Here is a 26,770-nt window from a genome sequence, read left to right as displayed (position 1 = left end):
GCAAATCCCCTCGGTTTGGCCGCTTATGGCAAAGCCGCGGGCAGGGGGCAAGCGGCAGCCTGCCGGTCGGGGCCCATTGCCGCGGCCCGCGCCCACCCCTAGGCTGGCGGGCATGGGAATCGAGACCGCCATGACCGGGATCGCTGCGGAGAGGATCGCCGCGGATTGGCACGCCGCACTTGCGGCGCTGGCCTGGCAGCTGGATGCCGGGGTGGATGAGGTGCTGGGCGAGGGCCCGGTCGACCGCTTCGCTTTGGCCGCGGAAACCGCGGCCCGCCCCCCCGCATCGGCGCGCAGCACCGCCCCCGCCGCTGCGGCCGCGCCCAAGCCCGCGCCCCGCCCGGCCGAAGACCCGGTCGCGGTCGCGCGCGCGGTGGCGGCCGCCGCCGGCTCGCTTGAGGCGCTGCGCGAGGCGGTGCAGGGGTTCGAGCTGTGCGACCTGAAAAAGGGCGCGCGCAACACGGTGTTCTCGGACGGCAACCCCAAGGCGCGGGTCCTGATCCTGGGCGAGGCGCCGGGCCGCGACGAGGATATCGAGGGCAAGCCCTTCGTCGGCCGCGCCGGCCAGTTGCTGGACCGGATGTTCGCGGCGATCGGCCTGTCGCGCCACAGCCCCGATGCCGAGGCGGCGCTGTATATCACCAATGTCATGTATTGGCGCCCGCCCGGCAATCGCGACCCCGAACCGGCCGAGATCGCGATGATGCAGCCCTTCGTCACCCGGCATATCGAACTGGTCGACCCGGAAGTGATCGTGGTCATGGGCAATACGCCCCTGTCGGCGCTGACCGGCCATCGCGGCATCCTGCGCGCCCGCGGCAATTGGGTGACCGCGCTGGGCCGGCCGCTGCTGCCGATGACCCACCCGGCCTATCTTCTGCGCAACCCGATTGCCAAGCGCGAGGCCTGGGCCGACCTTCTGGCGCTGAAGGCGCGGCTCGGGCGATGATCCTGCCGGTCGAGCCGCTGACGCTTCTGGCCTTCGCCCCGGCCGCGCTGGCGCTGAACCTGACGCCGGGGGCGGATATGATGTTCTGCCTGGGCCAGGGGCTGAAGGGTGGCAAGAGCGCCGGAATGGCCGCCAATCTGGGCATCGCCGCCGGCGGGATGGTGCAGGTTCTGGCGGCAGGCCTTGGGCTTGGCGCGCTGGTCGCCGCCCATCCGGCCGCGTTCGAGGCGATCCGCTGGGCCGGCGTGGCCTATCTTCTGTGGCTTGCGGTCAAGGCGCTGAGGGCCCCGGGCCCGGTCGCGACCCAGGTCGCGGCGCGGCCGATGGGCCAGGTGTTCCGCGAGGCGGCGCTGGTCAACCTGCTGAATCCGAAAGTCATTCTGTTCATCCTGGCCTTCCTGCCGCAATTCGTCGATCCCGCCCGCGCGGTTCTGCCGCAAATCCTGACGCTGGGCGCGGTCTTCTGTCTGGGCGGGCTGGCGGTGAATGGGGTGGTCGGGGTCTTCGCGGGCTCGATCGGCGGGCGGCTGGCGCGGTCCGCCCTGCTGTCGCGCTGGCTGTCGCGCGCCTCGGCCGCGATCTTCGCCGGGCTGGCGCTGCGGCTGGCGGTTCTGCAAAGGGGATAGCGATGGGACGGATCGACGAGACGAAAGACTTCATCCCCGTCCGCATCGCGGTGCTGACCGTGTCCGACACCCGCAGCGCGGCCGAGGACCGTTCGGGCGATACGCTGGTCGAGCGGCTGACGGCGGCGGGCCATGTTCTGGCGGCACGCGGCATCGTGACCGATGACCGCGACAAGATCGCCGCCCAGCTGCGCGCCTGGATCGCCGATCCGCAGGTGGACGTGATCCTGTCGACCGGCGGCACCGGCCTGACCGGCCGCGACGTGACGGTCGAGGCGCATCGCGATGTCTATGAAAAAGAGATCGAGGCCTTCGGCACTGTCTTCACCATCGTCTCGATGCAGAAGATCGGCACCTCGGCAGTGCAGTCGCGCGCCACGGGCGGGGTTGCGGGCGGCACTTACCTGTTCGCGCTGCCCGGCAGCCCCGGCGCCTGCCGCGACGCCTGGGACGAGATCCTGGCCGCGCAGCTGGACTACCGCCACCGCCCCTGCAATTTCGTGGAAATCTTTCCGCGGCTTGAGGAACACAAGCGGCGGAAATAGCCCGCTTCAGTTCTGCTTGCGCGCGGGACGGAAGGGCAGGGGCGCCACCGGCACGCCATCCTCGATCAGCTGGCGCGCCTCTTCCGGGCGGGCCTCGCCATAGATCGCGCGTTCGGGGGCGTCGCCGTCATGGATGCGCCGCGCCTCGGTGGCGAAGTTCATGCCGACATATTCGGAATTCGCCTCGACCTGGCGGCGCAGTTCCTGCAGCTTTGCCTCGATCTCGCTGCCCGGATCGGCCAGGGCCGGGCGGCTTTCCACCGTCGCGGCGGCCGCGGCCTTGCGGGCCGGACGCACCGCGGGGGCCATCAGCCGCTTTTCGACCTTGGCCGAGCCGCAGATCGGACAGCCGACCTGGCCGGCCGCCTGCAGCCGGTCATAGCCCGCCGCATCGGCGAACCAGCTTTCGAATTCATGGCCTTCTGCGCAATGCAGCGTGTAGCGGATCATGGCTTTCGTCTCTGCGACCCGGGGCGCCGGTGCCGGGCCAGATGCCAGGCGATCCGGCGCGCGGGCCGATCCATCATAGCTAATGCGCCGGGCCGCGCCGTCAAGCGGTCGTGCGGCCGGCGGCGCCTGGCCTCAGGCGGTCTGGTCGCTGGGCAGCGGGGCCAGATCGAGCGCCGGATCGGGCAGCGCCTCGGCCGGCGCGGGCGCCTGGGGGGGGCCGGGCGGGGTTTCGGCCAGGCTCAGGATCAGGGCGCGCAATTCCGGCTCGGCCACTTTGCGGGCGGCCTTGGCGGCGGCAAACCACTTGCGGCGGCGCTGCCGGCGTTCGGGATAGCGATGCGCCAGTTCCTCGACCCGCAGGGGAAACACCTCGACCATGCAGATCCGCGGATCGGCATCGCGATAGGTTTTCGGATAGACGAAGCTGCCCAGGCTTTGCTCGGCCACCGCGCCCTTCACCCCGGCCTCTTCCCAGGCCTCCTGCGCAGCGGTGGCGGCGGCGGTCTTGCCTTCCATCGGCCAGCCCTTGGGCACGATCCAGCGGCCAGTGTCGCGGCTGGTGATCAGCAGCACCTCGGCATGGCGCCCGTGCAGACGCCAGCACAGCGCAGCCACCTGATGATGCTCCGCCTCGATCCCGGGTGCGGGATCCGCCACGATCTGTCCCTGACTGCTCATCCTGCCTGCCATTGCCCCGATCTGCCGGGGGTGTGCCTTTCCGCCGAGTTTTCCATGCTTTCCTTGCAATTGGTAGTCGTAACGCCTTTTCTCAATACAAACCGAAGGAAAACCTGACCCGGCGTCGCCCCAGGGTCACGCTTCGGCCGCCGTTGCAGGACCAGGATGGACAGGACCGACGCCCCCGCCCCCGAAAGCCGCCCGCCCGCCCGAAGCCCTGTGGGCACGCCCGTGCCCGGGCCGGCGGCGCCAGCGGCGTTTGGGCCGGTTTTGGGGCCGCTGTTCCTGGGGGCCGAGATCTATCGCGGCTCGTCCTATGGCGGGGCGCATCCGCTGCGGGTGCCGCGCGTGTCGACGGTGATCGACCTTGGCCGGGCGCTGGGCTGGCTGCCGCCTACGCGCTACCGCATCAGCCCGCGGGCGAAACCGGCGGCGCTGGGCCTGTGGCACGATCCGGTCTATCTGGCGGCGCTGGAACAGGCCGAGGCCGCGGGTGCGGTGACCGACGAGGTGCGGGCCCGCCACGGTCTGGGCACCGTGTCGAACCCGGTCTTCCCGCAGATGTTCCGCCGTCCGGCCACCGGGGCCGGGGGCACGATGTGGGCGGCCGAGGCGCTGGCGGCGGCGCCCGCGGGCGTGATCCATGTGCCGGGCGGCGGCACCCATCACGGGCTGCGCGACCGGGCGAACGGCTTCTGCTATCTGAACGATGTGGTGCTGGGGATCGCCGTCCTCTTGCGCGCGGGGCTCAGCCGGATCGCCTATGTCGATCTGGACGCGCATCATTGCGACGGGGTGGAAAGCGCCTTTGCCGGCGATCCGCGGGTGCGGATGATCTCGGTCCATGAAGAGGCGCGCTGGCCGTTTTCCGGCGCGCTGACCGATACGGCGGGCGGGTCGGGCTTCTTCCTGCCGGTGCCGCGCGGTTATAACGACACCGAGGCGCGGGCGGCGCTGCAGGATCTGATCCTGCCGCGCGTGGCCGAACATGCGCCGCAGGCGCTGGTCGTGCAATGCGGGGCCGACAGCCTGCTGGAAGACCCGCTGTCGCGGCTGGCCCTGTCGAGTCGCGCCTATCTTGAGGCGCTGGCGGCGCTGCGCCCGCTGGCGCCGCGGCTTCTGGTGCTGGGCGGCGGCGGCTACAACCCCTGGACGGTGGGCCGGCTTTGGACCGCGATCTGGGGGCTTCTGTCGGGGCAGGACCTGCCCGATCGGCTGCCCGAAGCGGCCGTGGTGGTGCAGGCGGGCCTGTCCTGGAATGGCGGCGCCCGACCGCCGCCCGCGCCCGCGCTTTTGCAGACCCTGGTCGATCCCCCGCGCGAGGGCCCGGTTCGGCCCGAGATCCGCGAACGGCTTGCCGTGTTGAGGCGGCGATGAGGCGGGTCTTTCTGGGGCTGGACCTGCCCGATCCGATCCGCGCGGCGCTGGCGATGCAGCAATTCCTGCTGCCCTTGCCGAAGAAAGCCCCGCCCGAGCAGTTCCACCTGACATTGCTGTTCGTGGCCGAAGCGCCCGATGCGGCGCTGGAGGCCGCGCATGAGGCCTGGTCGGCCCTGCGCATCGCGCCGTTTCCGCTGCAGTTGCAGGGGCTTGGTCTTTTCGGTGGCGACAGGCCCCGCGCGGCCTGGGCGGGCGTGGCGCCCTCGGAACCGCTGATCCGCCTGCAAGCCCGCTGTGAAGGTGCCGCGCGTCTGGCCGGGCTTGACCCCGAACACCGCCGCTTTTCGCCGCATGTCACGCTGGGCATGTTCCGCCCGCCGGGCTTTGCCGAGACCGCCGCATTGGAACGCGCCGTCGCGGCCGGCGCCGATTTTCGTGCCGGCCCCTGGGAGGTGGCCGAGATGGTGCTTTGGCAAAGCCATCTCGGCGCGCGGGGCGCCCGGCACGAGGAACTCGCTCGCTATCCGTTTTCTTGACAAGCCGCCCGCCCCCGTGCAGCACGGGGCCCAAAGGAGCCTTCGATGCCCAACGAGATCACCATCGCCGGCCGCAAGATCGGCCCCGCCCATCCGCCCCTGGTCATCGCCGAGATCGGCATCAACCATGGCGGCGATCTTGACACTGCCAAGGAGATGGTCCGCCTCGCCGCCGGCGCCGGCTGCGAGCTGGTCAAGCACCAGACCCATATTCTGGAAGACGAGATGACGGATGAGGCGAAGGCGATTTTCCCGCCCAATGCCGATGTCTCGATCTGGCATGTGATGGAACGCTGCGCGCTGAGCCTGGACGAAGAGGCCGAGCTGAAGCGCTATACCGAAAGCCTGGGGATGATCTGGATTTCCACCCCGTTTTCGCGGGCGGCGGCGGATTATCTGGAAGGGCTGGATGTGCCGGCCTACAAGATCGGCTCGGGCGAGGCGGACAATCTGCCGCTGATCCGGCACATCGCCCGCAAGGGCAAGCCGGTGATCCTGTCGACTGGCATGCAAACCATTGAAACCATTCGCGCCTCGGTCGATATCCTGGATGCGGCCAGGGTGCCCTATGCGCTGCTGGAATGCACCAATCTGTACCCCAGCCCGGCGGAAATCGTCAGTCTGCGCGGCGTGACCGAGTTGAAAGAGGCCTTCCCCAGGGCCGTTGTCGGCTTTTCCGACCATTCGATCGGCCCGGAAATGGCGCTGGCCTCGGTGGCGCTGGGCGCCTGCATCCTTGAACGGCACTATACCGACACGCGCTATCGCAAGGGGCCGGATATCATCAACTCGATGGACCCGGCGGAACTGCGGTTCCTGATCGACCGGTCCAAGGAAATCTGGATCGCGGCGAACAATCCGAAACAGCGGTCCGGCCCGGAAGAAGACGTCTACCGTTTCGCCCGCGGCTCGGTCGTGGCCGATGCCGATCTGCCGGAAGGCCATGTGATCCGCGAACAGGATATCTGGGCGCGCCGCCCGGGTTCGGGCGAGATCGCGGCCTATGATTTCGACAAAGTGCTTGGCAAGCGGCTGACCCGCGCGGTCACCCGCAACACCCAGCTGAAATGGGCCGACCTGGCATGAGCCTGAGCCGCGCCGATATCGGGGTCTGGCTGATCAACCTGCCGCGCGCCACCGAACGGCGCGCGCGGATGGAGACGCAGCTGGCCCGCATGGACCTGCCCTATACCGTGTTCGACGGGGTGGACGGCAAGGCGCGCAAGGACGAGCTGGTCAAGCTGATGGATCTGCCGGCCTTCGAACGCAATCTGGGCCGCAAGGTTCTGTGGGGCGGGATCGGCTGCTACAACTCGCATCTGGGCGTGTGGGGGGCGTTTCTTGACAGTGGCAAGCCCGCGGCGCTGATCCTGGAAGACGACGTGGTCTTCCATGACGATTTCCTGGAAGCGGTGGATCTGGCGCTGGCCAATGACCAGGCCTGGGACATGCTGAAGCTGAACCGGATCCGGGCGAAGATGCCGATCTGTCAGGGCCGCCTGGGCCGCTGGCGGATCAACGCCTATCTGGGGCCGGCGACGGGAACGGGCGCCTATCTGATCCATCGCGAGACGGTGCAGAAGATCCTGCCCGGGATGATCCCGATCACCCGCGCCACCGATCACGAGATCAACCGCTTCTTCAAACACGACTTCCGCCTGTTCGGGATGGAACCCTTCCCCAGCCATGTCGACGATATGGGCCAAAGCCTGATCACCGGCACCGGATTTGGCGATGTCGCGAAATTCCCGAAATGGCGCCGCCTGCCGCATTACCGGCTGCGGGCGGCGAATTACTTCCGCCGCTTCTGGTGGCTGCTGAAGAAGGGCTTTCTGCTCCCGCGCTGCGGGCGGGATCTGACGGAGGGCGGAAAATGACCATCCGGCTGGTGGTGGACGGGCGCGGCGCGCATCGGCGCGCGATGGTCGAACAGCTGGTCGCCCGCGCGCAGGGCGCGGTGGAAATCGCCTTCCATCTGGGCGATGTGGGCGCCGATCTGTCGGGCCCCGAGATCAACCGCATGCGCCCCGGCCATGCCGGCACCGACGATCTGATGCAGCGCTTTCGCCTGTCGGGGGCGGATCTGCCGCTGATCCTGTCGCCCGACTATCACCAGATGGTCGAAACCGCGATCGACCAGTTGCAGCGCAGCGACGCCGCCTATCGCTACCGCGCGCACAACCTGCGGAACTTGCAGGACTATCTGGATTTCTACCATCTGCTCGCCGGCGCCTATGCCCAACGCATCCGCGAAACCGGCGCCACCCATGCGCTGTTCATGAATGTGCCGCATGTCGGCTATGACACGATCCTGTATCAGGTCGCGCGCGCCTTGGGGCTGAAGACCGTGGTCCTGTATCAGACCCTGTTTCCCGGCCAGTTCTTTTCCATGGCGCGGGTCGAGGATCTGGGGCGGCTTGACACATCGGGCATCGACGCGCCGCCGATGCCGATCGAAAAGGGATCGTCGCCCGATCTGTTCTACATGGATGCGCGCTGGCAGGAAAAGGCGCCGCGCGGCAGGATCAGCGGCCGGGCCGTGGCGCGTTTCGTCAAGTTCATGGCGCTGCGCGATCCGAAGAAGCTGCTGAACCCGGCCTATATGCGCCGCACCCTGGGGCGGATTTCGGCGCTTTATCAAGGCCTGCCCGACTGGCGCGATCCCTTCGCGCGGTTCTTCCACGAAAACGAACTGGCCTACTTCGAGAATCTTGCCGAATACGAGTCCGGCGATTTCGATCTGGAGGCCGATTTCATCTATGTGCCGCTGCAGAACCAGCCCGAGCTTTCGACCTCGGCCCTGGGCGGGATCTGGCGCGACCAGTTGCTGATGATCGAGGCGCTGGCCCAGGATCTGCCGGCGGGCTGGAAGATCTATGTGAAGGAAAACCCGCGCCAGACCGCCTTTGCCCGCGGCCCGCTGTTCTTTCACCGGCTGAGCCGGATCCCTTCGGTGCGCTTCCTGCCCTCGCATGCCAATACCCATGCGCTGTCGTCGCGGGCAAAGTTCACCGCGGCCGTGACCTCGAATGCCTGCTGGGAATCGATCCGCAAGGGCAAGGCGGCGGTGGCCTTCGGCGCGGCCTGGTACCGGTCGCTGCCCGGGATCGTCGCCTGGCGGCCGGGCCTGGATTTCCACCAGATCGCCGCGCTGCCGGTCGATCATGCCGCGCTGGAAAAGGCCGCGGGCGCGGTGCTGTCGCGGGCGCATCAGGGCGTGCTGGAAACCGTCTATACCGAGATCGTGCAGGGCTATGACGCCGAGGCCAACACCCGGACGGTCAGCGCCCAGCTGCTGGACATCCTGACCGGCAAGGTGCCGCTGACCTTCCCGGATGCCTCGGCCCCGGCAGAGCGGGGGTTGGCATGACCGACCGGCTGATCGTCTGCATGAAATACGGCCGCGCCTATCCGGCCGATTATGTGAACGTGCTGTACAATGCCAGCCGCAAGGCGCTGACGCGCCCGGCGCGCTTCGTCTGCCTGACCGATGATGCGACCGGCCTTCTGCCGGGGATCGAGACCTTTCCGATCCCCGAAACCGGCCTTGCGCCCGAGGAATGGTTCCGCCCCGGCGTCTGGCCGAAGGTCTCGCTTTTCGACCGGCAGTTCCACGGCTTGCGCGGCCGGGCGCTGTTCATCGACCTCGACATGGTGATCGTGCGCGATCTGGACGCCTTCTTCGACCTGCCCGGCACGGTGATCGGCACCAATGCCAGCCCGTCCTGGGGTAAGCCTGGCCAGGCCGCCGAAGCGCCGGAATTCGGTTCGATGATCTTCGCCTGGAACCCGGGCCAGCACCCCGAAGTGGCCGAGGATTTCCGCGCCGACAAACAGGCGGTCTGGGCGCGCTTCCGTCAGGAACAGCAATATCTGCATTCGCGCTTCCCCGATGCCGGCTTCTGGCCGCAGGGCTGGGTCGCCTCGTTCAAGCGCAGCCTGCGCCGCCCCATCGGGCTGGACCTGGTGCTTGACCCCAAGGCCCCCTCGGGCGAGACGCGGGTTCTGGCCTTCCACGGCCGCCCCCGTCCGATCGACCTGATCCGCGGCAAGCCCTATTTCTGGGACCGGTTCCCCCATATGGGCCATGGTCGCGTGCGCTGGATGGCCGAGTACTGGACCTCGAACGGAGGCACGATCCCGGCATGACCCGCTCCATCCTGTTCCTCACCGGCACCCGCGCCGATTTCGGCAAGCTTGAACCCCTGGCCGCCGCCGCGCGCGATGCGGGGCACCGGGTGTCGTTCTTCGTGACCGGCATGCATATGCTGGATCGCTACGGTCTGACCAAGCTCGAGGTGGCCCGCATGCCGGGGGTCGGGGTCTATGATTTCGTCAACCAGCGCAGCGGCGATCCGCAGGATATCGTGCTGGCCAAGACGGTGATGGGCTTTTCCGACTATCTGATCGAACACCGCCCCGATCTGGTGGTGATCCATGGCGACCGGATCGAGGCGTTGGCAGGTGCGCTGGTGGCGGCCACGAATTACATCCGCTCGGCCCATGTCGAGGGCGGCGAGGTGTCGGGCACGATCGACGAGGTGTTTCGCCACTGCAACACCAAGCTTTGCACCCATCACTTCGTCTCCTCCGACAGCGCCAAGCGCCGGGTCATGGCGCTGGGCGAACCTGCCGACAGCGTGCATGTGATCGGCTCGCCCGAGCTGGATTTCCACGCCAAGCCCTCGGGCGTGACGCTGGATCAGGTGCGCGCGCATTACGCCATTCCCTTTGACGATTTCGGCATCGCGGTCTTCCATCCGGTGACCTCGGAACAGGCGACGATGGGCGCGCAGGCCCAGGCGCTGTTCAAGGCGCTGGAGGCGTCGGGGCGGAATTTCGTGGTGATCGCGCCGAACAACGACCCGGGATCCGAGGCGATCTTCGCCGCGATCAACGCCTTGCCAGCGTCAAGATTCCGGGTCCTGCCTTCGATGCGTTTCGCGCATTTCTCGGAACTGATGAAACATGCCGCCGTGATGGTCGGCAATTCCAGCGCCGGCGTGCGCGAGGCGCCCTTCCTGGGCCTGCCCTCGTTGGATGTCGGCACGCGGCAGTCGAACCGGTCCGAGGCCGGGTCCGTCACTGCCTGCGCGGCCTTTGACAGTGACAAGATCGCGGCTTTCCTGGCCCGCGCCTGGGGCCATCGCCTGCCGCGCGATGCGGGCTTTGGCGAGGGGCTGGCGGCCGACCGGTTCGTGCAGGTGCTGGCCGATCCCGAATTCTGGGCGCGCGGATTGCAGAAATCCTTCCAGGACGCCGGCTGATGTCCTGGCAGCTGGCCGCCTATCGGGGGGCGACGCGCGCGCTGACCCCGCTTGCGGCACTGATGCTGCGGCGGCGCCTGGCGCGCGGCAAGGAAGACCCGGCGCGCTGGCGCGAAAAGCTGGGGCAGGCGTCGCTGCCACGCCCCGAGGGCCGGCTGATCTGGCTGCATGCCGTGGGTCTGGGCGAGGTGCTGGCGCTGCGCGGGCTGATCGCCGCGCTGGCGGAACAGGCGCCGGACCTGTCCTTTCTCGTCACCTCCTCGGCCCGCTCCTCGGCCCAGGTGATGGAAGCGAACCTGCCGCCGCGCACCCAGCACCAGTTCCTGCCGCTGGACGCGCCGCGCTTTCTGCGCCGCTTCCTAAACCATTGGCGTCCCGATCTTTCGATCTGGGCCGAGCAGGATCTGTGGCCTGGCGCGGTGGCTGCGGCCGATGCGGCGGGCGTGCCTTTGGCGCTGGTGAACGCGCGGATGAACGCCGAGTCCTTTGCCCGGCGCGCGCGGGCGCGCGGGCTTTATGCCGACCTGCTGGCGCGCTTCCGTCTGGTCGCCGCGCAGGATGCCGAAACGGCACGGCATCTGGCCGCGCTGGGCGCGCCGTCGCCGCAGGTCACCGGATCGCTCAAGGCCGCGGCACCGCCCTTGGCGGTGGACGATGCGCGGCTGGCCGATCTGCGGGCGCAGCTTGCGGGGCGCAAACTCTGGCTGGTCGCCTCGGCGCATTTCGAGGAAACCGCCCTCGCGCTTGACCTGCCGCCCGAAGACCGGCTTCTGGTGATCGTGCCGCGGGATGTCGCGTATGGGCCCGGCATTGCCGAACGCGCGCGCGGGCTTGGCCGCAAGGCCACGCTGCAATCCGCCGGCGAGCCGCCTTCGGGCGAGGTTCACATCGCCGATGCATATGGCGAATTGGGTCTTTGGTATCGGCTGGCGCCGGTTGCCCTGATCGGTGGGAGTTTCGGCCCGGTGCAGGGGCACAACCCCTGGGAAGCGGCCGCCTTGGGCTGCGCGGTGCTGCATGGCGCCTGCACCGCGAATTTCGCCGCCGATTATGCCACGCTGGATGCGGCCGAAGCGGCGCTTCTGGTCCGCAAGGCCGATCTGCCGGCAGCGGTCGCGGCAGACCATTCGGCAATGGCGGCCCGGGCGAAGGCCCTGTCCGACGCCGCGCAGGGCAGCCTTGCGCCCTTGGCCCGCGCGTTGCTGGGGCTGCTGGGATGAGGGTTTTCCTGGCCATCTGGTCGGCGCTTTGGACGCTGTGCCTGCCGCTGGTGCTGCTGTATCTGCGCCGTCGCGGCCGCAAGGATCCGCTTTATGCGCAGCATCTGGCCGAACGCTTCGGCCGCCATGCCCTGCCGCTGCCGGGCGCGGTCTGGATCCACGCCGTCTCGTTGGGCGAATTGCGCAGCGCGGTGCCGCTGATCCGCGCCCTGCTGGACCGCGGCGAGACGGTCGTCACCACCCATTTCACCCCCGCCGGCCGGCGCGAGGCCGAGCGGGTCTTTGCGTTGGAAAGATCGCAGAACCGGCTGCGCGCGGTTTGGGTGCCGTTCGAGCTGGCCTGGTGCTTCCGGGGCTTCTTCCGCGCCTTTCGCCCAAAACTGGGCCTGGTGATGGAGATCGAGATCTGGCCGCGCATGGTCTTTGCGGCGCGGGCGGCCGGCGTGCCGCTGGTGATGTGTAATGCGCAATATCCGGTCAAAAGCATCGCCCGCGACGCGCGGTTTCCGCTGCGCCCCGCCGTGATGCGCGGCTTTGCCGGCGCCTTGGTGAAATCGCAGCTGCAGGCCCAGCGTTTCGCCGCGATCGGGGTGCCGAACATCCAGGTCACGGGTGAGTTGCGTTTCGACCAGCCGATCCCGCCGAGGCTGACCGCCGCCGCTCCGGCTGCACGGCAGGCGCTGGCCGCCGGCCGGCCGGTCCTGTGCTTTGCCTCGGCGGTGGAAGGCGAGGATGACCTCTATCTTGACACCATCAAGACCCGCCTTGCCGCCGCGGACCGGCCCTTTGTCATCTATGTGCCGCGCAAGCCGGAACGCTTTGACGACGTGGCCGGGATGATTGCGGCGCGGGGTATCACCTTCGCGCGACGGTCGCAGATTTTCGACGAAAATCTGTCCCCACGCGCGGCCCCGGCAATGGATCTGCTTTTGGGCGACAGTCTGGGCGAGATGTATTTCTACCTGGCCATGGCCGACCGCGTGGTGACCGGCGGCGGCTTCACCCCGCATGGCGCGCATAACATCATCGAACCCCTGGCCCTGGGTCGGCCGGTGATCGTCGGGCCCGAGATCCACACGATCGAATATCCGGCGGTCGAGGCGATTGCCGACGGTGTCTGCTTTCATGCGAAGTCGCCGGAAGACCTAGCCCGGGCCCTGACGCCCGAAGGCTGGCAAGGTCCTGATCCGCAAGCGATTCAGGCCTTCCTTGCCGCCCATTCCGGCGCCACGGAAAAGACCATGGCCGCCATCGCGCCCCTGCTTACCAGGCGCTGAACCCGCCATCGACATTGACCAGCTGCCCGGTCATGTAGCCCGAAGCCGCGCTGGCCAGGAACAGCATCGCATCGGCGATCTCATCCGGTTTGGCCATGCGGTTCAGCATGATCAACTCGCCCACGCGGCGCTGGAATTCCTCGGAATGGTTGTTGAAGACGGCGCCCGGCGCGATGGTGTTCACCGTCGCCCCGCGCGGCGCCCAATAGCCCGCCAGCCAGACCGTCAGCCCGTGAATCCCCGCCTTGGTCACGCCATAGGCCGAGAAATTCTTGAACGGCATGCCGTCATAGATCGGATGATGCGCGCCGTTCAGCGCATACATCGAGGCCACGTTGATCAGCGTGCAGGGCCATTTCCCCACGATGTCGCGGTCCATCTGGCGGGCCACCATGAAGGGGCCGGTCAGGTTGGTGCGCAGGGTCTTTTCCCAATCTGACACTGTCAAGTCGCAGAAATCCGGAAAGCCCTTGCCGGCGCCCATCAAGAGTTCGCCGGTGATCGCGGCGTTGTTCAAGACCACATTCGGCTCCCAGCCGTCCTTCAGGATGCGCTGGAAGATGCCCTCGACCTGGGCCTCGTCGGCCACGTCCAGCTCGTAGAAGCGGAAGGCCTCATTGGCGCCATGCGCTTCCATCAGCGCCTCGGCCCGCTTGCCGGGCAGGTCCGAGGCGATCACCCGCGCCCCTTCGGCCAGCATCCGGCGCACATAGGTGCTGCCCAGCACGCCACCCGATCCGGTGATGAAGACGGTACGCCCCTTGAGAGTCTCAGCCATTGTTTTCAACCCCTTGGGCCTCCTTCAGCAGAAATTCGACCAGCCGGAAATCGAAAGGGCTGTCGATATCGACGCAGCGTTCGGGGGGCATCAGAAACGGGATCACGCGCCCCTCCCACAGGCCCTTGGCCCGACGCAGGTAATCCGGCGCGACCACATAGGTCGAGGCCGCATGCTCATAGACCACCGGCGCCTGCTGCCGCGCGACCACGCCGCCGGGCAGCGGCTTCGACACATGCAGGGCACCCGAGGCGTCAGGTTCGACAAGGTTGAAATATGGGTTCTTTCGCGCCTCACAGCAGCTCATCACCAGGTCGGGATGTTCGCTTTTGTAAAGCTCCAACGCGCCAGTGATGTCTTCCGGCAGGCGCAGGGGCGAGGTGCAGTCCAGATCCAGAAAGGCCGAAACCGTGCCGCAAAGCGGCTCGGACACTGAAAGCGCATGCTGCCAGACGCCGAACTTGCCGGCCGTATCGGTGGCCAGATGCGCGGGCCGCAGCCCCACCGCCAAGGCGCCCTTGGCGACGGCATGGTCGTAGATTTCCTCGTCATCCGTGGAAACCACCACCGCATCGACCATCGGATGCGCGAACAGCTGGTCCAGCGACCAGTCGATCAGCGGCTTGCCGCAGATCATGCGGAAATTCTTGCGCGGCACGCCTTTGCTGCCCTTCCGCGCGCCGATATGACCCAGGATCATGGGATCTCCTTCGTGATCTGTCCGACAAAGCGCCGCGCGGCCCAGGCCTGGGCCACCAGCCGGGCCGAGCCCATGGCCAGATCCAGACGCGGCAGCAAGGGATTGGCCGAAGGCGCGCGGCCCACGGCCAGGGCCAGGAAGTCGCGCATCGCATCCAGGAACATCGCATTGCGTTCCAGGGGCAGGTCCAGCATCCGCCCGCCGGCGCCATCGGTCACCCGATAGGCCTGGGCGGCGAAATCGAAATCATGCATCCGCTCGGACCCGCGCAGATGGGCGCGGCGATGCAGGCCCGGCGTCAGGTAATCCATCGACACATCGCCCACCAGGGCGCCGCGGCGCAGCGAGATCCGGCTGGCGAAATCGACGCCGGGAAAGGCGGGATGGGCCAGCGATTCAACGCCCGTCAGCTCCAGCCCCGGGAACAGGCAGGCTGCCATATCCAGCTCGTGGCACAGGTCCAGAAGCACGCCGCCACCTTCCGACCGCGCCGCATAGCTTTGTGAAAACAACCAGTTGGCCCGCCATTGCGTCACGTCATGGCCGATGGTCAGGGCGAACTGGAACACATCCGACAGATCCGCCTCGGCCAGGGCCCGCAGGGCGGGATGGTAGCGCATCATATAGCCCAAGACCGAGCGTTCGGCGACGGGCGCGGTCACGGCGGCAATCGCCTCGACTTCGTCGGGGGTGAAGGCCAGCGGCTTTTCGATGTAAAGCGGCAGGTCGCGGGCGGCAGCGGCCTCGATCACGGACAGGCGGATATCGGTTGCGGTGGCCACCACCACCGCCTCCGCCCGATCCATCGCCGACAGCGCGCCCGCCAGCCCGGCCTCGCGCCAGGACAGCAGCTGCGGCGCAGCACCCAGCGTGGCCAGGTTGTCGTGATGCCGGCGCCCGATCGACCCCGAGCCGATGACCAGAACCCGCATGCTCCGCCCCCTTTTCGCCAGCCCTAGCGCGAAACCGACCCCACCGCCAGAGGCGGGCGCTGCTGCGGCCAGCCGGTTGCGCGGTGATAGGCCTGTCCGATGGCCAGAACGCCCGCATCATTGCCGGACCGGCCGATGATCTGCATGCCCGACGGCAGGCCCTGCGGCCCAAAGCCCAGGGGCACCGACAGGGCGGGCAGACCGATCAGGCTGGCGGGGATCACAACCTCCATCCAGCGGTGATAGGTGTCCATCTTCCGCCCGGCGATGTCTTTCGGCCAGTCCCATTCGGCGGGGAAGGGCCAGACCTGCGCCGTGGGCAGAACCACCGCGTCAAAGCGCGAAAACAGCCGTGCCGCATGGGCATACCAGCGCGAGCGGATCACGCTGGCCTCGTAAACCGCCTGCGCCGACAGGCCCAGACCCTGCTCGATCTCCCAGATCGTTTCGGGCTTGGTCAGGGCGCGCTTGGCCGGGTCGTCATAAAGCGCCCGCTTGCCGCCGGCCGACAGCATGGCCCGCAGGGTCACCCAGGCCGACCATAGCTTTTCCGCCGGGAAAGGCGGCGCCAGCGGTTCGACCACGGCACCCAGACCTTCCAGCACCTTCAGCCCGGTCTCGCAGGCGTCCAGAATGCCCGGCTCCATCGCATAGGCCCCGCCCCAATCGGCCAGCCAGCCGATCCGCAGCCCTGTCACGCCCTGCTCCAGCCCCGACAGCAGATCCGGCACCGCGCGGGGGAAGGGCACTTCGGGGTTCTCGCCCGCCTGCACCTGCAACAGCCGCGCCAGATCCTCGACGCAGCGCGCCATCGGCCCTTCGGTCGCCAGCGTCGCCAGATGGGTGTCGCCCACCGCATCGCCCGGCACCAGACCCCAGGTCGGGCGGAAGCCATAGACATTGCAGAACCCGGCCGGATTGCGCAGCGAGCCCATCATGTCGGACCCATCGGCCACCCAGGCCATCCGCGTGGCCAAAGCCGCCGCCGCCCCGCCCGAAGACCCACCGGCCGAGCGTGTCAGATCATAGGGGTTGCGGGTGACGCCGAAGATCGGGTTGTAGGAATGCGAGCCCTGGCCCCATTCCGGCACATTGGTCTTGGCGGTGAACACCGCCCCTGCCGCCCGCATCCGCGCCGCCAGAAGATCGTCCTGCGCCGGCACATGATCGGCATAGACGGGCGAGCCCCAGGTGGTGCGCAGCCCCGCGGTTGCCTGCAGATCCTTCACCGGCAGCGGAATGCCATGCAGCCAGCCCCTGGGCGCCACATTGTCCAGGGCCCGCGCCTCGGCCATCAGCACATCCGGGTCGCGGCAGGACACCAGCGCATTCACCGCGCCATTCACCGCCTGCACCTGCGCCAGATGCGCCGCCATCACCTCGGACGGCGCGACTTTCCGCGCATGGATCGCCCGCGACAGGTCTGTTGCCGACCATTCCAGCACGTCTGCCTCTTTCATCTGTCCAAAAATATCCCACGGGGGTCCGGGGGTGTGAAACCCCCGGGGGCTGCCACAGACGCAAAGGCCGGGGTCCCGCGGAACCCCGGCCCTGCCGTTGCAGCCTAGCCTTACTTCTGCAACTCGGTCCAGATCGCGGTCATGTATTCCTGCGCCTTGGGGCTGCAGGTCGGAATGAACTTGCCCGCCGCCTTCGAAGCTTCCGGCACCACGATTTCCGGCGCGGTCTTCATGTCTTCCGGCATGAATTCGTCGGATCCGGCAATGCCATTGGCATAGCGCGCGAACGCGCTGATCATCGCGGCATTTTCCGGCTGCTCGATGAAGTCGAGGAACTTGTAGGCCTCTTCGACATGCTGGGCATCGGCCAGCAGCGCCACCGAATCCATCCAGATCGGATAGCCTTCCTTCGGATAGCCATAGGCCACCGAAGGATTGGCGATCCGCGCCCGCATGGTCGAGCCGTTCCAGTTCACCGAAGCGGCCCAGTCATTGTTCGACAGCTTCTCGGTGGCGCCGTAATCCATCGAGATCCAGTCGGGCTTGGCCGCGATCAGCGCGTCGCGGGCCTTCTTCAGCACTTCGGGATCTTCCGAGCAGGGCTCGCCGCCGGCCCACATCACCGCCAGGTTCACCACGTCGTTCATCTCGGGCACGACGTTGATCTTGCCCTTCAGCTCGGCCGGCACATTCATGAAGATGTCCGAGGTGTTGATGTCGCCGGAATAGACCGAGGTGTTCACACCGACGCCGGTCGTGCCCCATTGCCACGGGATCGTGTAGGCGCGGCCCGGATCCCAGTCGACATTGGTCCATTCGGGGGCGATGTTTTTGTGGTTCGGCAGTTTCGACAGATCCAGAGGCACGATCAGCCCCTTCTCGGCATAGATCTGCACATATTGATGGGTCGGCACCACCAGGTCAAAGCCATGGCCGCCGGCCTCGATCTTCGCCAGCGCGCCGTCATTGCTGTCGTAATCGGTCACCGTCACGGTGATGCCGGTTTCCTTCTTGAACTTCTCCAGCAGCTCGGGGCTGGTGTAATTGCCCCAGTTGAACAGCTGCAATTCGCCCTCGGCCGCGGCCAGGCTGGTCGTCGCCAGCAGGATCGCGGTTGCGCCAAGCAGTTTGGTCATGGATCGTCTCCCGGTTGGTGGTCTTGTTATCGGTGGATCGGGTCAGCCGTCATTCTTCTTGCGCGTCAGCAGGAAGAAGGCGGTCAGCAGCGCCACGGTCACCAAGAGCAGCATCGAGGAGACCGCGTTGATTTCGGGCGTCAGCTGGCGCTTCATCTGGCCCAGCATATAGGTCGGAAGCGTGTCCTGCCCGCCCGCCTTGACGAATTCGGTGATGACCACATCGTCCAGCGAGATCACGAAGGCCAGCATCGCCCCCGCCGCGATCCCCGGCGCCAGCAGGGGCAGCGTGACCCGGCGGAAGGTTTGCCAGGGCGTGGCGTAAAGATCGGCCGCGGCGGTTTCCAGCGACAGGTCCATCCCCTCCAGCCGGGCGCGGATCGGCAGATAGGCGAAGGGAATGCAGAAGGCGCTGTGGGCCAGGATCACATAGCCGATGCCCTGGATGCCGGTCGCCTGCTTGATCATGCCGAACAGGATCAAAAGGGCGACGGCGGTGACGATTTCCGGCACCATCAGCGGCTGGTTGATCATCACATAGATGAAGGTCTGCCCCTTGAAGGCCTTGCGCCGCGTCGTGCCCAGGGCCGCCATCGTCGCAACCGCGGTCGAGATCGCGGCGGCGAAACAGGCGATGATCAGGCTGCGCAGCGTGGCATCCTTGATCTGCTGGTTCGACCAGGCCTTCACATACCAGTCGGTCGAGAAGCCGCCCCAGACCGCAACCGACATCGAGGCGTTGAAGCTGTAGGCGACCAGGGTGAAGATCGGCACGTAAAGCGCCACGAAGACGATGATCGCGGTGGTGGCAAAGCCGGGCAGGCGCGAGACTTCGAAATGCTTCTCAGCCATGGCGCGCGTCTCCATCCCGGCCCGCATAGCGGACATAGACCAGCAGGGCGACCGTCACCACGATCAGCAGCGTCATCGACAGCGCCGCCCCCAGGGGCCAGTTGCGGCCCTGGCCGAATTGCAGCTCGATGAAATTGCCGATCATCATCTGCTTGCCGCCGCCCAGGACGCGCGGCGTGACATAGGCGCCCAGGCTGGGCACGAAGACCAGGATCGAGCCGGCGATGATGCCGGGCTTCACGATCGGCAGGATCACCCGGCGCAGCAATTGCCAGCGGCTGGCGTAAAGGTCATGCCCGGCCTCGAGCAGTTTCATGTCGAAGCGGTCGATCGAGGCGAAAAGCGGCAGCACCATCAGCGGCAGATAGACATAGGTCATGCCCACGAAGATCGCGAAGGGCCCGTACAGCATGTCCAGCGGTTCCGACAGCACATGCAGCTTGATCAGCACCGTGTTGACCAGGCCTTCCTTCCGCAACACCTCGTTGATCGCATAGGTGCGGATCAGCAGGTTGGTCCAGAACGGGATGGTGATCAGGAACAGCCAGAAGGCGCGGTGATTGGCGGGGCGGGTGGCGATGAACCAGGCGGTGGGGAAGCCCACCAGAAAGGTGAACAGCGTCGTCAGCAGGGACAGGCTGACCGAGCGCCAGAAGATCGCCAGATGGGCGTCGGCCAGATGCCAGGTCTCGTCGAAGATGTCCTTGGTCCACAGGATCCCGACCCAGCCCGCGGTCGAGAACTGCCATTCGACATTGCCGTATTTGCCCGGCGCCAGGAAGGAATAGATCACCACGATCAGCAGCGGCCCGGCCGCGGCGCAGAACAGCAGGATCAGCGCCGGCGTCGACAGAAGCCAGCCATTGCGGGCCGAGCGTCGCGTCTCGCGCAGTTCGGCGGGGCTCATGGTCATTCCTCCACCTTCTGCACCGCGCCCTCGGCAAAGCGCAGGCCGACCTTCTGGCCGGTGACAAATCCCGCCTCGCCCGAGGCCGGGCTTTGCAGCCGCGCCACCAGTTCGGTGCCGTCTTCCAGCAGCAGATGGCAATGGGTGTCAGTGCCGAAATAGACCAGATCGCGCACCGTGGCGGGCAGGCCGCCCTCTGCCGGCGGGCCCAGCCGCAGCTGTTCGGGCCGCACCGTCACCGTGGCCGCCCCACCCGCGCGCAGGCCCGGCACAGGGATGCGCGCGCCGCCCGCGATGCGCAGCGCGTCATCCTCGGCCGTGCCGGTCAGGAAATTGGTCTCGCCGATGAAGCTGGCGACAAAGCGGTTCCGCGGCCTTGTGTAGATGTCTTTCGCCGTGCCGACCTGCTGCAGCTTGCCGTTCGACATGACGCCGATCCGGTCCGACATGGTCAGGGCCTCTTCCTGATCATGGGTCACGAAGACGAAGGTGATGCCGGTCTCGATCTGCAGCCGCTTCAACTCGACCTGCATTTCCTTGCGCAGCTTCAGGTCCAGCGCCGACAGGGGCTCGTCCAAGAGCAGAACCTTCGGCTGCGGCGCCAGCGCGCGCGCCAGCGCCACCCGCTGCTGCTGGCCGCCCGACAGCTGCGCCGTCTTGCGCCCGGCCAGATGGTCCAGCTTCACCAAGGCCAGCATCCGCGCGGTGGTGGCCTTCACCTCGGCCGCGGGCTTGCCCAGCATCTGCAGCCCGAAGGCCACGTTCTGCGCCACGGTCAGATGCGGGAACAGGGCATAGCTTTGGAACACCGTGTTCACCGGCCGGCGGTTCGGCGGCAGGGTGGTGATATCGGCGCCATCCAGCAGGATCTGTCCGCCCGTCGGCATCTCGAAGCCCGCGATCAGGCGCAGAAGCGTGGTCTTGCCGCAGCCCGAGGGGCCCAGAAGGGTGAAGAATTCGCCGCGCAGGATGTCAAGCGACACATCGTCCAGGGCGCGCACCGCGGCCGCGCCCTGGCCGAAGGCCTTCACCACATTGCGGGCCGAGATGATCGTCTCTGCCGTCACGTCTTGCTCCCCGTTGATCGGTCGCGGCCGCGTTGCGGGCCTTATTTGATCATATTGTGCGGCAGCCCCGCGGCTTGTCGAGCGATTCCTTGCCCGATCAGCCGGCAATCGGCGCGCGCTTCAGCGCCCAAGGGACCGCACGCTCAAGTTCTGCGCAAAGGCTGATCAGGGTTTCATCCGCGCCGAAGGGGGCGGCCAGGTGGATGCCGATCGGCAGGCCGGATTTCGACCAGCCCAGGGGCAGGCTGGCGGCGGGTTGGCCACTGGCGTTGAACACCGCGCAGAAGGGCGAATAGGCGAAGATCCCGCCGGGGCCGGTGCGGAAGGCCACGTAATCCTCGGTCGCATGGCTGAAGCGGCCGACCTTGGCCGGCGGCTCGGCCAGGGTGGCCGACAGCAGGATGTCATGGCCCGGGCCGGTTTCCGAGGCGAAGAACCGCGCCATTTCGCGGCCGAAGGCATGGATCTTGCCCACGGCTTCCAGATAGCGGGTCGGATGCAGCGTCTCGGCATGGGCGCAGGCGCCGCGGCTGACGCCCTCGACCAGGGCGTCGCTCAGCGGGCGGCCGTCCAGCGCGTGGCGGATGCCCAGTGCCGTGCCCACGGCGACGATATCGGTCCAGGCCCGCATCATGCCGCGCACATCGGCGCGGGGCAGGGCGGGGGTCACCTCATGGCCCAGGCTTTCCAGAAGCTTCGCCGTGTCCAGCACCGCGGCGCGCACTTCGGGGTCGATCGCCTCGCCGGTGAAGGTGGTGTCGCACAGCGCCACCCGCAGCCGCCGCGGCGGGCGCGAGATCGCCTGGGCATGGCCCTGGTCCAAGGGCGGCGCCCAATAGGGCGCGCCCGGATCGGCGCCGGCGCAGGCATCCAGCATCACCGCCGTATCGCGGACCGAGCGGGTCAGGAAGCCGTCAATCGCCATCCCCGCCCAGCCCTCGCCGGCATAGGGCCCGTCGGGCAGGCGGGCGCGGGTGGGCTTGAAGCCGAACAGCCCGCAGGAAGACGCCGGGATCCGCACCGAGCCGCCCCCGTCCGAGCCATGGGCGATGCTGACGATCCCCGCCGCCACCGCCGCCCCCGCGCCGCCGGACGAGCCGCCCGAGGTGTGGTCGGTGTTCCAGGGGTTGCGCGTCGGCCCGCCATAGACGGCGCTTTCGGTTGCCGCGCCGATCCCGCCCTCGGGGCTGGTGGTGCGGCCGAAGGTGACGACGCCGGTGGCCTTGATCCGCGAGAAGATCGCGGAATCGCCCGGATAGATCGTATCGGCCAGCAGGCGCGAGCCGTTATGCGCGGGGAAATCCTTGGCCTCGACGCCCAGATCCTTCAGCAGGAAGGGCACGCCGCGGAACGGGCCCGGCGGCAGCCCGGCCTTGATCGCCGCCCGCGCCACGCCTTCCTGCACCAGCACCACCGCATTGATCGCCGGATTGCGTGCCTCGACCGCGGCCAGCGCCGCATCCAGCAATTCGTCCGGCGTCACCTCGCCCCGGGCCACCAGCCCGGCCAGTTCGGTTGCGTCGCGCGCGCCAAGGTCTCCGATCATCCGACTCTCTCCTGTCTTTCGCCGCCATGCTGGCCCGGGAAGCCTCGGACGGTCCAGCCCGGAAACCCCTGCTGCGCGGTCGAAACGCGACGCCTGCCGGGAAATGCGCGACCGCGCCCGGGCGGCGCTTGACAGGCCGGTCCATGGCGGCCAAGGAAAGGCTGCCTTAGGTTCCGGGGGTCATGCCCCGGGCAAAAGGGAACGCGGTGCGGGGCCTGCCCCAATTCCGCGGCTGCCCCCGCAACTGTAGGCGGCGAGCGACGGTGCGACAGGCCACTGGGAAACCGGGAAGGCGCATCCGAGCGATGACCCGCAAGCCAGGAGACCTGCCAAGGTGATCACCCTTTCCGCCGCGCGGGGTGCGTGGAGGAGGGCGGGCATCCGCCAGAGGTGACGTGTCAGCGTCGCGGGCGGGCCATTTCCCTCGCGACAGATCGCATCGCAGGCGGCAGGACCGCAGCAAAGGGGAAGACAGATGCAGGGCATCTCACGCATCGCATTGATCACGGCACTGGCCGCAACCGGCGCCACGGCCGCGGTCGGCCAGGCCAGGGCGCAGACGCAGGACGACGACACGATCCTGCTGGGCACGATCACCATCACCGCCTCGACCGAGCCGGTGGGCCTGTCGAACACCGGGGCCACGGTCGATGTGGTCACCGAGGACGACATCAAGAAGACCGGCGGCCAGTCGGTCGCCAGCATGCTGGCGCGCCTGCCGGGCGTCACCATGACGCGCAATGGCGGGCTGGGCACCTCGACCGCGCTGCGGCTGCGCGGCCTGCCGGGCGCCTATATCGGCGTGCGGGTCGACGGGATCGACGTGGCCGACCCTTCGGGCACGCAATGCGCCTATGATTTCGGCTCGACCACGCTGGGCGGCATCAGCCGGATCGAGGTTCTGCGCGGCTCGCAATCGGCGCTGTACGGCTCGGAAGCGATCGGCGGCGTTGTCGACATCACCAGCTATCGCCCGACCAAGGACGGCACCTCGGCCGAGATCGGGGTCGAGGCCGGCTCGAACGGCACCTATAGCGGGCTGGCCGCGGTGGGCCTGCGCACCGACCGGCTGGAACTGGCCTTCTCGGTCAGCCGCACCGTGACCGAAGGCATCTCGGCCTATGCCTATGGCACCGAGGATGACGCCTTCCGCGCCACCACGCTGACCTTCCATGGCAGCTACAAGGCCACCGATGCGCTGACCATCGGCGCCAATGCGATCTGGCGCGACAGCACTTCGGAATATGACAGCCAGACCGCCGACACGGCCGACAGCGAAAAGGGCGAATTGCGCGGCGGGCGGGTCTTTGCCCAGCTGGATCTGGGCACGGTGCGGCACGAATTGTCCTATGCCCATACCGAAACCTCGCGCTTCTACGCGCAGGGCTATTACAAGCTGTATGAAGGCACGCGCGACCAGCTGGCCTACAAGGGCGGCTGGGATGCGTCCGAGCAGGTGACGCTGAGCTGGGGTCTGGACCGGACCGAGGAAGACTTCACCTCGGATTCCGACCGGGGCGACAGCGCGACCTCGGCGATCTATGCCGAACTTCTGTACACGCCGCGCAGCGATCTGGACCTGTCGCTGGCCCTGCGCCATGACGATCACGACACGTTCGGCGGCAAGACCACCGGCCGCGCCGCGCTGGCCTGGCGGCCGACGGCAGATTGGGTGATCCGCGCCGTTGCCTCGACCGGCTTCCGCGCGCCGTCGCTGTATGAACTGCACAGCGCCTATGGCAATGGCGATCTGAAACCCGAAACCAGCACCAGTTTCGAACTGGGCGCCGAATATCTGCTGCCGGGCGGCGGGGCGATTCAGGCCACGCTGTTCAATACCGAGATCGAGGACAAGATCGGCTTCGATTCCGGCGCCACCTTCTGCCCCTCGGGCTGGGGCTGCTACGCGCAGATCCCGGGCACGACCCGCACCCGCGGGATCGAGCTTAAAGGCGAAACCCCTGTGGCCACCGGCTGGACCGTGTTCGGCAATTACACCTATACCGATGCGGTCAGCACCGATGCGGGCGTCGATACGCGGGCGGTGCGGGTGCCGCGGCACGACCTGACGCTGGGCGTCGAGGGCCAGTTGGCCGATCGGCTGTCGGGCATCCTGACGCTGCAGCATGTCGCCGATTTCCTGGACAACGGGGTCTATCCCGATCCGGTCTCGGCCATGCCGGATTACACGGTCGCGAACCTGACGCTGACCTATGAGGTGACGGATGCGACCCAGGCCTATCTGCGCGTTGAAAATCTGTTCGACGAAGATTATCAGACGGTACGCAACTACGGACAGCCCGGCCGCCAGGTCTTTGTCGGGCTGCGCAGCACCTTCTGATGCCGGGGCGGGATCGGCTTCCCGCCCAAGGCGTCTGACGATGCTTCCTGCGCTCTTCCTTGCTGCCTCCGTGCTGGGGACGGAGGCGGCAAGGGCCGAGACGATGCGTGCCGGTGCCGAACCCGGCCCGGCGCGCGTCGTCTCGATGAACCTTTGCACCGACCAGCTGGCCATGCTGCTGGCCGCGCCCGGGCAGCTGGTCTCGGTCTCGCATCTGGCCTCGGACCCGCTGTCCTCGTCGATGGTGGACGAGGCGGCGGCCTATCCGGCGAACCGGGGCGGGGCCGAGCAGATCTTTCTGATGCATCCCGATCTGGTTCTGGCGGGCACCTATACCTCGCTGGCCTCGGTGGCGCTGCTGCGCGACCTGGGGGTCGAGGTGGTGCAGCTGCCGCCGGTCAATGCGCTGGATCAGGTGCCCGAGCAGATCCGGGCCGTGGGCGCGGCGCTGGGCCGCGCGGCGGCGGCCGAGGCGCTGGTGGCCGAATTCGAACAGGGGCTGGCCGCGCTGCGAAGCGACCTTCCGCCCCGCAGGGCCGCGCTTTACTATCCCAACGGCTATACGGTGGGGGAAGGAACGCTGGCGGATGACGTGCTGAACCATACGGGTTTCACCAATGTGGGCGCCACGGCCGGGCTGACCGGCGGCGGCACCCTGCCGCTGGAACGTCTGGTTCTGGCCGCGCCCGATCTGATCGTGACCTCGACCCCCTATCCCGGCGCCTCGCGGTCCGAGGAAATCCTGCGCCATCCGGCCCTTGCCGCGCTGCGGGCGCGGGCCGGCAGCGTGGTGACATCGGATGCCGACTGGGTCTGCGGCACGCCGCATATCCTGCGGGCCCTGGCGGCGATGAAGGCCGCGCGCGAGGCCTTGCCGTGAAAACCGGGTTCGCGCTGCTGTCGGTGCTGGTCGTGCTTCTGTTCTTCGCCTCGCTGCTGATCGGGCCGGCGGGCCTGGGCCTGGGCGACAGCCTGGCGGCGCTGTTTCGCGGCGAGGGCGGGCCGGTCGTGCTGGTCATGCGCGAGATCCGCCTGCCGCGCGCGCTGCTGGGCCTGCTGGTCGGCGCGGCCCTGGGCCTGTCGGGGGCGGCGATGCAGGGCTATCTGCGCAATCCCCTGGCCGAGCCGGGGCTGATCGGCGTCTCGGCCTCGGCCGCGCTGGGCGCGGTGATCGCGCTGCAGACCGGGGCGGCCGCCGCCTTCGCGCTGCCGCTTTCGGCGCTGGCCGGGGCGGGGATCGCCGTTCTGCTGATCCTGCTGCTGGCCGGCCCGCGCGGCGGCGCGCTGGCGCTGATCCTGGCGGGGATCGCCATTTCGGCGCTGGCGGCCGCGCTCAGCTCGCTGGTGCTGTCGCTGTCGCCCAATCCTTTCGCGGGAATGGAGATCGTCTACTGGATGATGGGCTCGCTTGCCGACCGCTCGATGACCCATGTCACGCTGGCCGCGCCCTTCCTGCTGGCGGGCATGGCGGCGTTGCTGACGCTGGGGCGGGGCTTCGACGCGCTGACCCTGGGCGAGGATGCGGCCCAGGCCCTGGGGGTGAACCTGCCGCGGCTGCGGCTGGTGCTGGTCCTGGGCACCGCTTCGGCGGTGGGGGCGGCGGTGGCGGTGGCCGGGTCGGTGGGCTTCATCGGCCTGGTCGTGCCGCATCTTCTGCGCCCGATGACCGGCGCGCGGCCCTCGGTCCTTCTGCCGGCCTCGGCGCTGGGCGGGGCTGCGATGCTGTTGGCCGCCGATATCGCCACAAGGCTGATCGCGCCCGATGCCGATCTGAAGCTGGGCGTGCTGACGGCGCTGATCGGCGCGCCCTTCTTCCTGCATCTGATCTGGCGGATGCGGAGGGTCGAGGCATGAGCCTGCTGGAATTGCAGAACCTGACCTCGCGCCGCGGCAGCTGCCCGGTGGTCGACCAGGTCTCGCTGAAGATCGAGGCGGGGGAATGCGTCGGGCTGATCGGGCCGAATGGCGCGGGCAAGACCAGCCTGCTGCGGGCGGCAATGGGGCTTCTGCCCTTCGAGGGCCGGTCGTCGCTGGCCGCGCTGTCGCCGCGCGACCGCGCGCGCGCCGCGGCCTTCCTGCCGCAGGGGCGCGAGATCGCCTGGCCCGTCGCGGTCGAGGTGCTG

Annotated in this window: 27 protein-coding genes and 1 riboswitch; of the genes, 16 read left to right on the top strand and 11 right to left on the bottom strand. The window is 68.0% G+C overall.

What is annotated here, in order from left to right; translation table 11 throughout:
- Nucleotides 1-130: 130 nt before the first annotated feature.
- Genes K1Y73_RS13645 through moaB form a run of 3 tightly spaced genes read left to right on the top strand, consistent with a single transcriptional unit; the run spans nucleotide 131 to nucleotide 2,120 of the window.
- Nucleotides 131-949, top strand: coding sequence for a uracil-DNA glycosylase (locus K1Y73_RS13645; RefSeq protein ID WP_225028857.1), 819 nt, complete (start codon nucleotides 131-133; stop codon nucleotides 947-949).
- Nucleotides 946-1,575 carry a LysE family translocator gene (locus K1Y73_RS13640; protein WP_225028856.1) on the top strand — a complete coding sequence of 210 codons (630 nt, stop codon included), beginning with the start codon at nucleotides 946-948 and terminating at the stop codon, nucleotides 1,573-1,575. Before K1Y73_RS13645 ends, K1Y73_RS13640 begins: the two co-directional genes overlap by 4 nt.
- Nucleotides 1,576-1,577: 2 nt before the next feature.
- Complete coding sequence (moaB, locus tag K1Y73_RS13635; protein WP_225028855.1) at nucleotides 1,578-2,120, top strand: molybdenum cofactor biosynthesis protein B; 543 nt, start codon at nucleotides 1,578-1,580, stop codon at nucleotides 2,118-2,120.
- Between the two features lie 6 nt (nucleotides 2,121-2,126).
- Here the strand turns inward: moaB and K1Y73_RS13630 are convergent, their stop codons facing one another.
- On the bottom strand, nucleotides 2,127-2,570 hold the full coding sequence (locus K1Y73_RS13630; protein ID WP_225028854.1) for a DUF1178 family protein: 444 nt from the start codon (nucleotides 2,568-2,570) through the stop codon (nucleotides 2,127-2,129).
- Nucleotides 2,571-2,702: 132 nt separating this feature from the next.
- Nucleotides 2,703-3,248, bottom strand: a complete 546-nt coding sequence (locus K1Y73_RS13625) for an NUDIX hydrolase (RefSeq protein WP_225028853.1) — start codon at nucleotides 3,246-3,248, stop codon at nucleotides 2,703-2,705.
- Between the two features lie 165 nt (nucleotides 3,249-3,413).
- Between K1Y73_RS13625 and K1Y73_RS13620 the strand changes: the two genes are divergently transcribed.
- Genes K1Y73_RS13620 through K1Y73_RS13580 form a run of 9 tightly spaced genes read left to right on the top strand, consistent with a single transcriptional unit; the run spans nucleotide 3,414 to nucleotide 12,928 of the window.
- Complete coding sequence (locus K1Y73_RS13620; protein WP_225028852.1) at nucleotides 3,414-4,625, top strand: arginase family protein; 1,212 nt, start codon at nucleotides 3,414-3,416, stop codon at nucleotides 4,623-4,625.
- A complete protein-coding gene (gene thpR / locus K1Y73_RS13615) occupies nucleotides 4,622-5,164 on the top strand; it encodes an RNA 2',3'-cyclic phosphodiesterase (RefSeq protein WP_225028851.1) in 543 nt (180 codons plus the stop codon). Before K1Y73_RS13620 ends, thpR begins: the two co-directional genes overlap by 4 nt.
- Before the next feature lie 45 nt (nucleotides 5,165-5,209).
- Nucleotides 5,210-6,250, top strand: a complete 1,041-nt coding sequence (locus tag K1Y73_RS13610; RefSeq protein WP_225028850.1) for an N-acetylneuraminate synthase family protein — start codon at nucleotides 5,210-5,212, stop codon at nucleotides 6,248-6,250.
- Complete coding sequence (locus K1Y73_RS13605) at nucleotides 6,247-7,041, top strand: glycosyltransferase family 25 protein (protein WP_225028849.1); 795 nt, start codon at nucleotides 6,247-6,249, stop codon at nucleotides 7,039-7,041. Before K1Y73_RS13610 ends, K1Y73_RS13605 begins: the two co-directional genes overlap by 4 nt.
- Nucleotides 7,038-8,534, top strand: a complete 1,497-nt coding sequence (locus K1Y73_RS13600; RefSeq protein ID WP_225028848.1) for a capsular polysaccharide export protein, LipB/KpsS family — start codon at nucleotides 7,038-7,040, stop codon at nucleotides 8,532-8,534. The genes K1Y73_RS13605 and K1Y73_RS13600 overlap by 4 nt, the downstream gene beginning before the upstream one ends.
- Nucleotides 8,531-9,313 carry a hypothetical protein gene (locus tag K1Y73_RS13595; protein WP_225028847.1) on the top strand — a complete coding sequence of 261 codons (783 nt, stop codon included), beginning with the start codon at nucleotides 8,531-8,533 and terminating at the stop codon, nucleotides 9,311-9,313. Before K1Y73_RS13600 ends, K1Y73_RS13595 begins: the two co-directional genes overlap by 4 nt.
- Nucleotides 9,310-10,431, top strand: coding sequence for a UDP-N-acetylglucosamine 2-epimerase (gene neuC / locus K1Y73_RS13590; RefSeq protein ID WP_225028846.1), 1,122 nt, complete (start codon nucleotides 9,310-9,312; stop codon nucleotides 10,429-10,431). The genes K1Y73_RS13595 and neuC overlap by 4 nt, the downstream gene beginning before the upstream one ends.
- Nucleotides 10,431-11,651, top strand: coding sequence for a 3-deoxy-D-manno-octulosonic acid transferase (locus tag K1Y73_RS13585; protein ID WP_225028845.1), 1,221 nt, complete (start codon nucleotides 10,431-10,433; stop codon nucleotides 11,649-11,651). The genes neuC and K1Y73_RS13585 overlap by 1 nt, the downstream gene beginning before the upstream one ends.
- Nucleotides 11,648-12,928, top strand: a complete 1,281-nt coding sequence (locus K1Y73_RS13580; protein WP_225028844.1) for a 3-deoxy-D-manno-octulosonic acid transferase — start codon at nucleotides 11,648-11,650, stop codon at nucleotides 12,926-12,928. The genes K1Y73_RS13585 and K1Y73_RS13580 overlap by 4 nt, the downstream gene beginning before the upstream one ends.
- Here the strand turns inward: K1Y73_RS13580 and K1Y73_RS13575 are convergent.
- The 9 genes from K1Y73_RS13575 to K1Y73_RS13535 form a co-directional block, all read right to left on the bottom strand.
- Nucleotides 12,915-13,706 (bottom strand): SDR family NAD(P)-dependent oxidoreductase, encoded by a 792-nt coding sequence (locus tag K1Y73_RS13575; RefSeq protein ID WP_225028843.1) that lies wholly within the window; start codon nucleotides 13,704-13,706, stop codon nucleotides 12,915-12,917. The two genes, K1Y73_RS13580 and K1Y73_RS13575, sit on opposite strands and share 14 nt — an antisense overlap.
- A complete protein-coding gene (locus K1Y73_RS13570) occupies nucleotides 13,699-14,406 on the bottom strand; it encodes an acylneuraminate cytidylyltransferase family protein (protein ID WP_225028842.1) in 708 nt (235 codons plus the stop codon). The genes K1Y73_RS13575 and K1Y73_RS13570 overlap by 8 nt, the downstream gene beginning before the upstream one ends.
- Nucleotides 14,403-15,338, bottom strand: a complete 936-nt coding sequence (locus K1Y73_RS13565; RefSeq protein WP_225028841.1) for a Gfo/Idh/MocA family protein — start codon at nucleotides 15,336-15,338, stop codon at nucleotides 14,403-14,405. Before K1Y73_RS13565 ends, K1Y73_RS13570 begins: the two co-directional genes overlap by 4 nt.
- Before the next feature lie 23 nt (nucleotides 15,339-15,361).
- A complete protein-coding gene (locus K1Y73_RS13560; protein WP_225028840.1) occupies nucleotides 15,362-16,798 on the bottom strand; it encodes an amidase in 1,437 nt (478 codons plus the stop codon).
- Nucleotides 16,799-16,908: 110 nt separating this feature from the next.
- Nucleotides 16,909-17,934, bottom strand: coding sequence for an extracellular solute-binding protein (locus K1Y73_RS13555; RefSeq protein ID WP_225028839.1), 1,026 nt, complete (start codon nucleotides 17,932-17,934; stop codon nucleotides 16,909-16,911).
- Between the two features lie 42 nt (nucleotides 17,935-17,976).
- Nucleotides 17,977-18,786, bottom strand: a complete 810-nt coding sequence (locus tag K1Y73_RS13550) for an ABC transporter permease (protein ID WP_225028838.1) — start codon at nucleotides 18,784-18,786, stop codon at nucleotides 17,977-17,979.
- Nucleotides 18,779-19,693: an ABC transporter permease gene (locus tag K1Y73_RS13545; protein WP_225028867.1), complete on the bottom strand. Its 915-nt coding sequence runs from the start codon at nucleotides 19,691-19,693 to the stop codon at nucleotides 18,779-18,781. The genes K1Y73_RS13550 and K1Y73_RS13545 overlap by 8 nt, the downstream gene beginning before the upstream one ends.
- A gap of 2 nt (nucleotides 19,694-19,695) precedes the next feature.
- Nucleotides 19,696-20,760 (bottom strand): ABC transporter ATP-binding protein, encoded by a 1,065-nt coding sequence (locus K1Y73_RS13540; protein WP_225028837.1) that lies wholly within the window; start codon nucleotides 20,758-20,760, stop codon nucleotides 19,696-19,698.
- A 97-nt stretch (nucleotides 20,761-20,857) separates the two neighbouring features.
- Nucleotides 20,858-22,306, bottom strand: coding sequence for an amidase (locus tag K1Y73_RS13535; RefSeq protein WP_225028836.1), 1,449 nt, complete (start codon nucleotides 22,304-22,306; stop codon nucleotides 20,858-20,860).
- A 151-nt stretch (nucleotides 22,307-22,457) separates the two neighbouring features.
- A riboswitch (cobalamin riboswitch) is annotated at nucleotides 22,458-22,654 on the top strand.
- A 127-nt stretch (nucleotides 22,655-22,781) separates the two neighbouring features.
- On the opposite strand from K1Y73_RS13535, the gene K1Y73_RS13530 reads away from it, so the two are divergent.
- The 4 genes from K1Y73_RS13530 to K1Y73_RS13515 form a co-directional block, all read left to right on the top strand.
- Nucleotides 22,782-24,647: a TonB-dependent receptor plug domain-containing protein gene (locus tag K1Y73_RS13530; RefSeq protein ID WP_225028835.1), complete on the top strand. Its 1,866-nt coding sequence runs from the start codon at nucleotides 22,782-22,784 to the stop codon at nucleotides 24,645-24,647.
- Between the two features lie 103 nt (nucleotides 24,648-24,750).
- Nucleotides 24,751-25,527 carry an ABC transporter substrate-binding protein gene (locus tag K1Y73_RS13525; RefSeq protein ID WP_225028834.1) on the top strand — a complete coding sequence of 259 codons (777 nt, stop codon included), beginning with the start codon at nucleotides 24,751-24,753 and terminating at the stop codon, nucleotides 25,525-25,527.
- Nucleotides 25,524-26,501: a FecCD family ABC transporter permease gene (locus K1Y73_RS13520; RefSeq protein ID WP_225028833.1), complete on the top strand. Its 978-nt coding sequence runs from the start codon at nucleotides 25,524-25,526 to the stop codon at nucleotides 26,499-26,501. Before K1Y73_RS13525 ends, K1Y73_RS13520 begins: the two co-directional genes overlap by 4 nt.
- On the top strand, nucleotides 26,498-26,770 hold a 273-nt coding region (locus K1Y73_RS13515), incomplete at its 3' end, for an ATP-binding cassette domain-containing protein (RefSeq protein ID WP_225028832.1). The genes K1Y73_RS13520 and K1Y73_RS13515, both read left to right, overlap by 4 nt.

This window comes from Xinfangfangia pollutisoli (assembly GCF_020179405.1).
GTDB classification, from domain to species: domain Bacteria; phylum Pseudomonadota; class Alphaproteobacteria; order Rhodobacterales; family Rhodobacteraceae; genus Pseudogemmobacter; species Pseudogemmobacter pollutisoli.
The sequence above is the reverse complement of the archived record's forward strand: the minus strand, read 5'-3'. Positions and strand labels throughout refer to the sequence as shown.

Excerpts from the sequence above, each read along its gene's own strand:
- K1Y73_RS13620 (WP_225028852.1), top strand. The coding sequence starts at position 3,414 with ATGGACAGGACCGACGCCCCCGCCCCCGAAAGCCGCCCGCCCGCCCGA.
- K1Y73_RS13605 (WP_225028849.1), top strand. The coding sequence starts at position 6,247 with ATGAGCCTGAGCCGCGCCGATATCGGGGTCTGGCTGATCAACCTGCCG.
- K1Y73_RS13595 (WP_225028847.1), top strand. The coding sequence starts at position 8,531 with ATGACCGACCGGCTGATCGTCTGCATGAAATACGGCCGCGCCTATCCG.
- K1Y73_RS13560 (WP_225028840.1), bottom strand. The coding sequence starts at position 16,798 with ATGAAAGAGGCAGACGTGCTGGAATGGTCGGCAACAGACCTGTCGCGG.
- K1Y73_RS13535 (WP_225028836.1), bottom strand. The coding sequence starts at position 22,306 with ATGATCGGAGACCTTGGCGCGCGCGACGCAACCGAACTGGCCGGGCTG.
- thpR (WP_225028851.1), top strand. The coding sequence starts at position 4,622 with ATGAGGCGGGTCTTTCTGGGGCTGGACCTGCCCGATCCGATCCGCGCG.
- moaB (WP_225028855.1), top strand. The coding sequence starts at position 1,578 with ATGGGACGGATCGACGAGACGAAAGACTTCATCCCCGTCCGCATCGCG.
- neuC (WP_225028846.1), top strand. The coding sequence starts at position 9,310 with ATGACCCGCTCCATCCTGTTCCTCACCGGCACCCGCGCCGATTTCGGC.
- K1Y73_RS13550 (WP_225028838.1), bottom strand. The coding sequence starts at position 18,786 with ATGGCTGAGAAGCATTTCGAAGTCTCGCGCCTGCCCGGCTTTGCCACC.
- K1Y73_RS13555 (WP_225028839.1), bottom strand. The coding sequence starts at position 17,934 with ATGACCAAACTGCTTGGCGCAACCGCGATCCTGCTGGCGACGACCAGC.
- K1Y73_RS13610 (WP_225028850.1), top strand. The coding sequence starts at position 5,210 with ATGCCCAACGAGATCACCATCGCCGGCCGCAAGATCGGCCCCGCCCAT.
- K1Y73_RS13575 (WP_225028843.1), bottom strand. The coding sequence starts at position 13,706 with ATGGCTGAGACTCTCAAGGGGCGTACCGTCTTCATCACCGGATCGGGT.
- K1Y73_RS13645 (WP_225028857.1), top strand. The coding sequence starts at position 131 with ATGACCGGGATCGCTGCGGAGAGGATCGCCGCGGATTGGCACGCCGCA.
- K1Y73_RS13585 (WP_225028845.1), top strand. The coding sequence starts at position 10,431 with ATGTCCTGGCAGCTGGCCGCCTATCGGGGGGCGACGCGCGCGCTGACC.
- K1Y73_RS13600 (WP_225028848.1), top strand. The coding sequence starts at position 7,038 with ATGACCATCCGGCTGGTGGTGGACGGGCGCGGCGCGCATCGGCGCGCG.
- K1Y73_RS13525 (WP_225028834.1), top strand. The coding sequence starts at position 24,751 with ATGCGTGCCGGTGCCGAACCCGGCCCGGCGCGCGTCGTCTCGATGAAC.
- K1Y73_RS13580 (WP_225028844.1), top strand. The coding sequence starts at position 11,648 with ATGAGGGTTTTCCTGGCCATCTGGTCGGCGCTTTGGACGCTGTGCCTG.
- K1Y73_RS13640 (WP_225028856.1), top strand. The coding sequence starts at position 946 with ATGATCCTGCCGGTCGAGCCGCTGACGCTTCTGGCCTTCGCCCCGGCC.
- K1Y73_RS13570 (WP_225028842.1), bottom strand. The coding sequence starts at position 14,406 with ATGATCCTGGGTCATATCGGCGCGCGGAAGGGCAGCAAAGGCGTGCCG.
- K1Y73_RS13565 (WP_225028841.1), bottom strand. The coding sequence starts at position 15,338 with ATGCGGGTTCTGGTCATCGGCTCGGGGTCGATCGGGCGCCGGCATCAC.
- K1Y73_RS13630 (WP_225028854.1), bottom strand. The coding sequence starts at position 2,570 with ATGATCCGCTACACGCTGCATTGCGCAGAAGGCCATGAATTCGAAAGC.
- K1Y73_RS13545 (WP_225028867.1), bottom strand. The coding sequence starts at position 19,693 with ATGAGCCCCGCCGAACTGCGCGAGACGCGACGCTCGGCCCGCAATGGC.
- K1Y73_RS13625 (WP_225028853.1), bottom strand. The coding sequence starts at position 3,248 with ATGAGCAGTCAGGGACAGATCGTGGCGGATCCCGCACCCGGGATCGAG.
- K1Y73_RS13530 (WP_225028835.1), top strand. The coding sequence starts at position 22,782 with ATGCAGGGCATCTCACGCATCGCATTGATCACGGCACTGGCCGCAACC.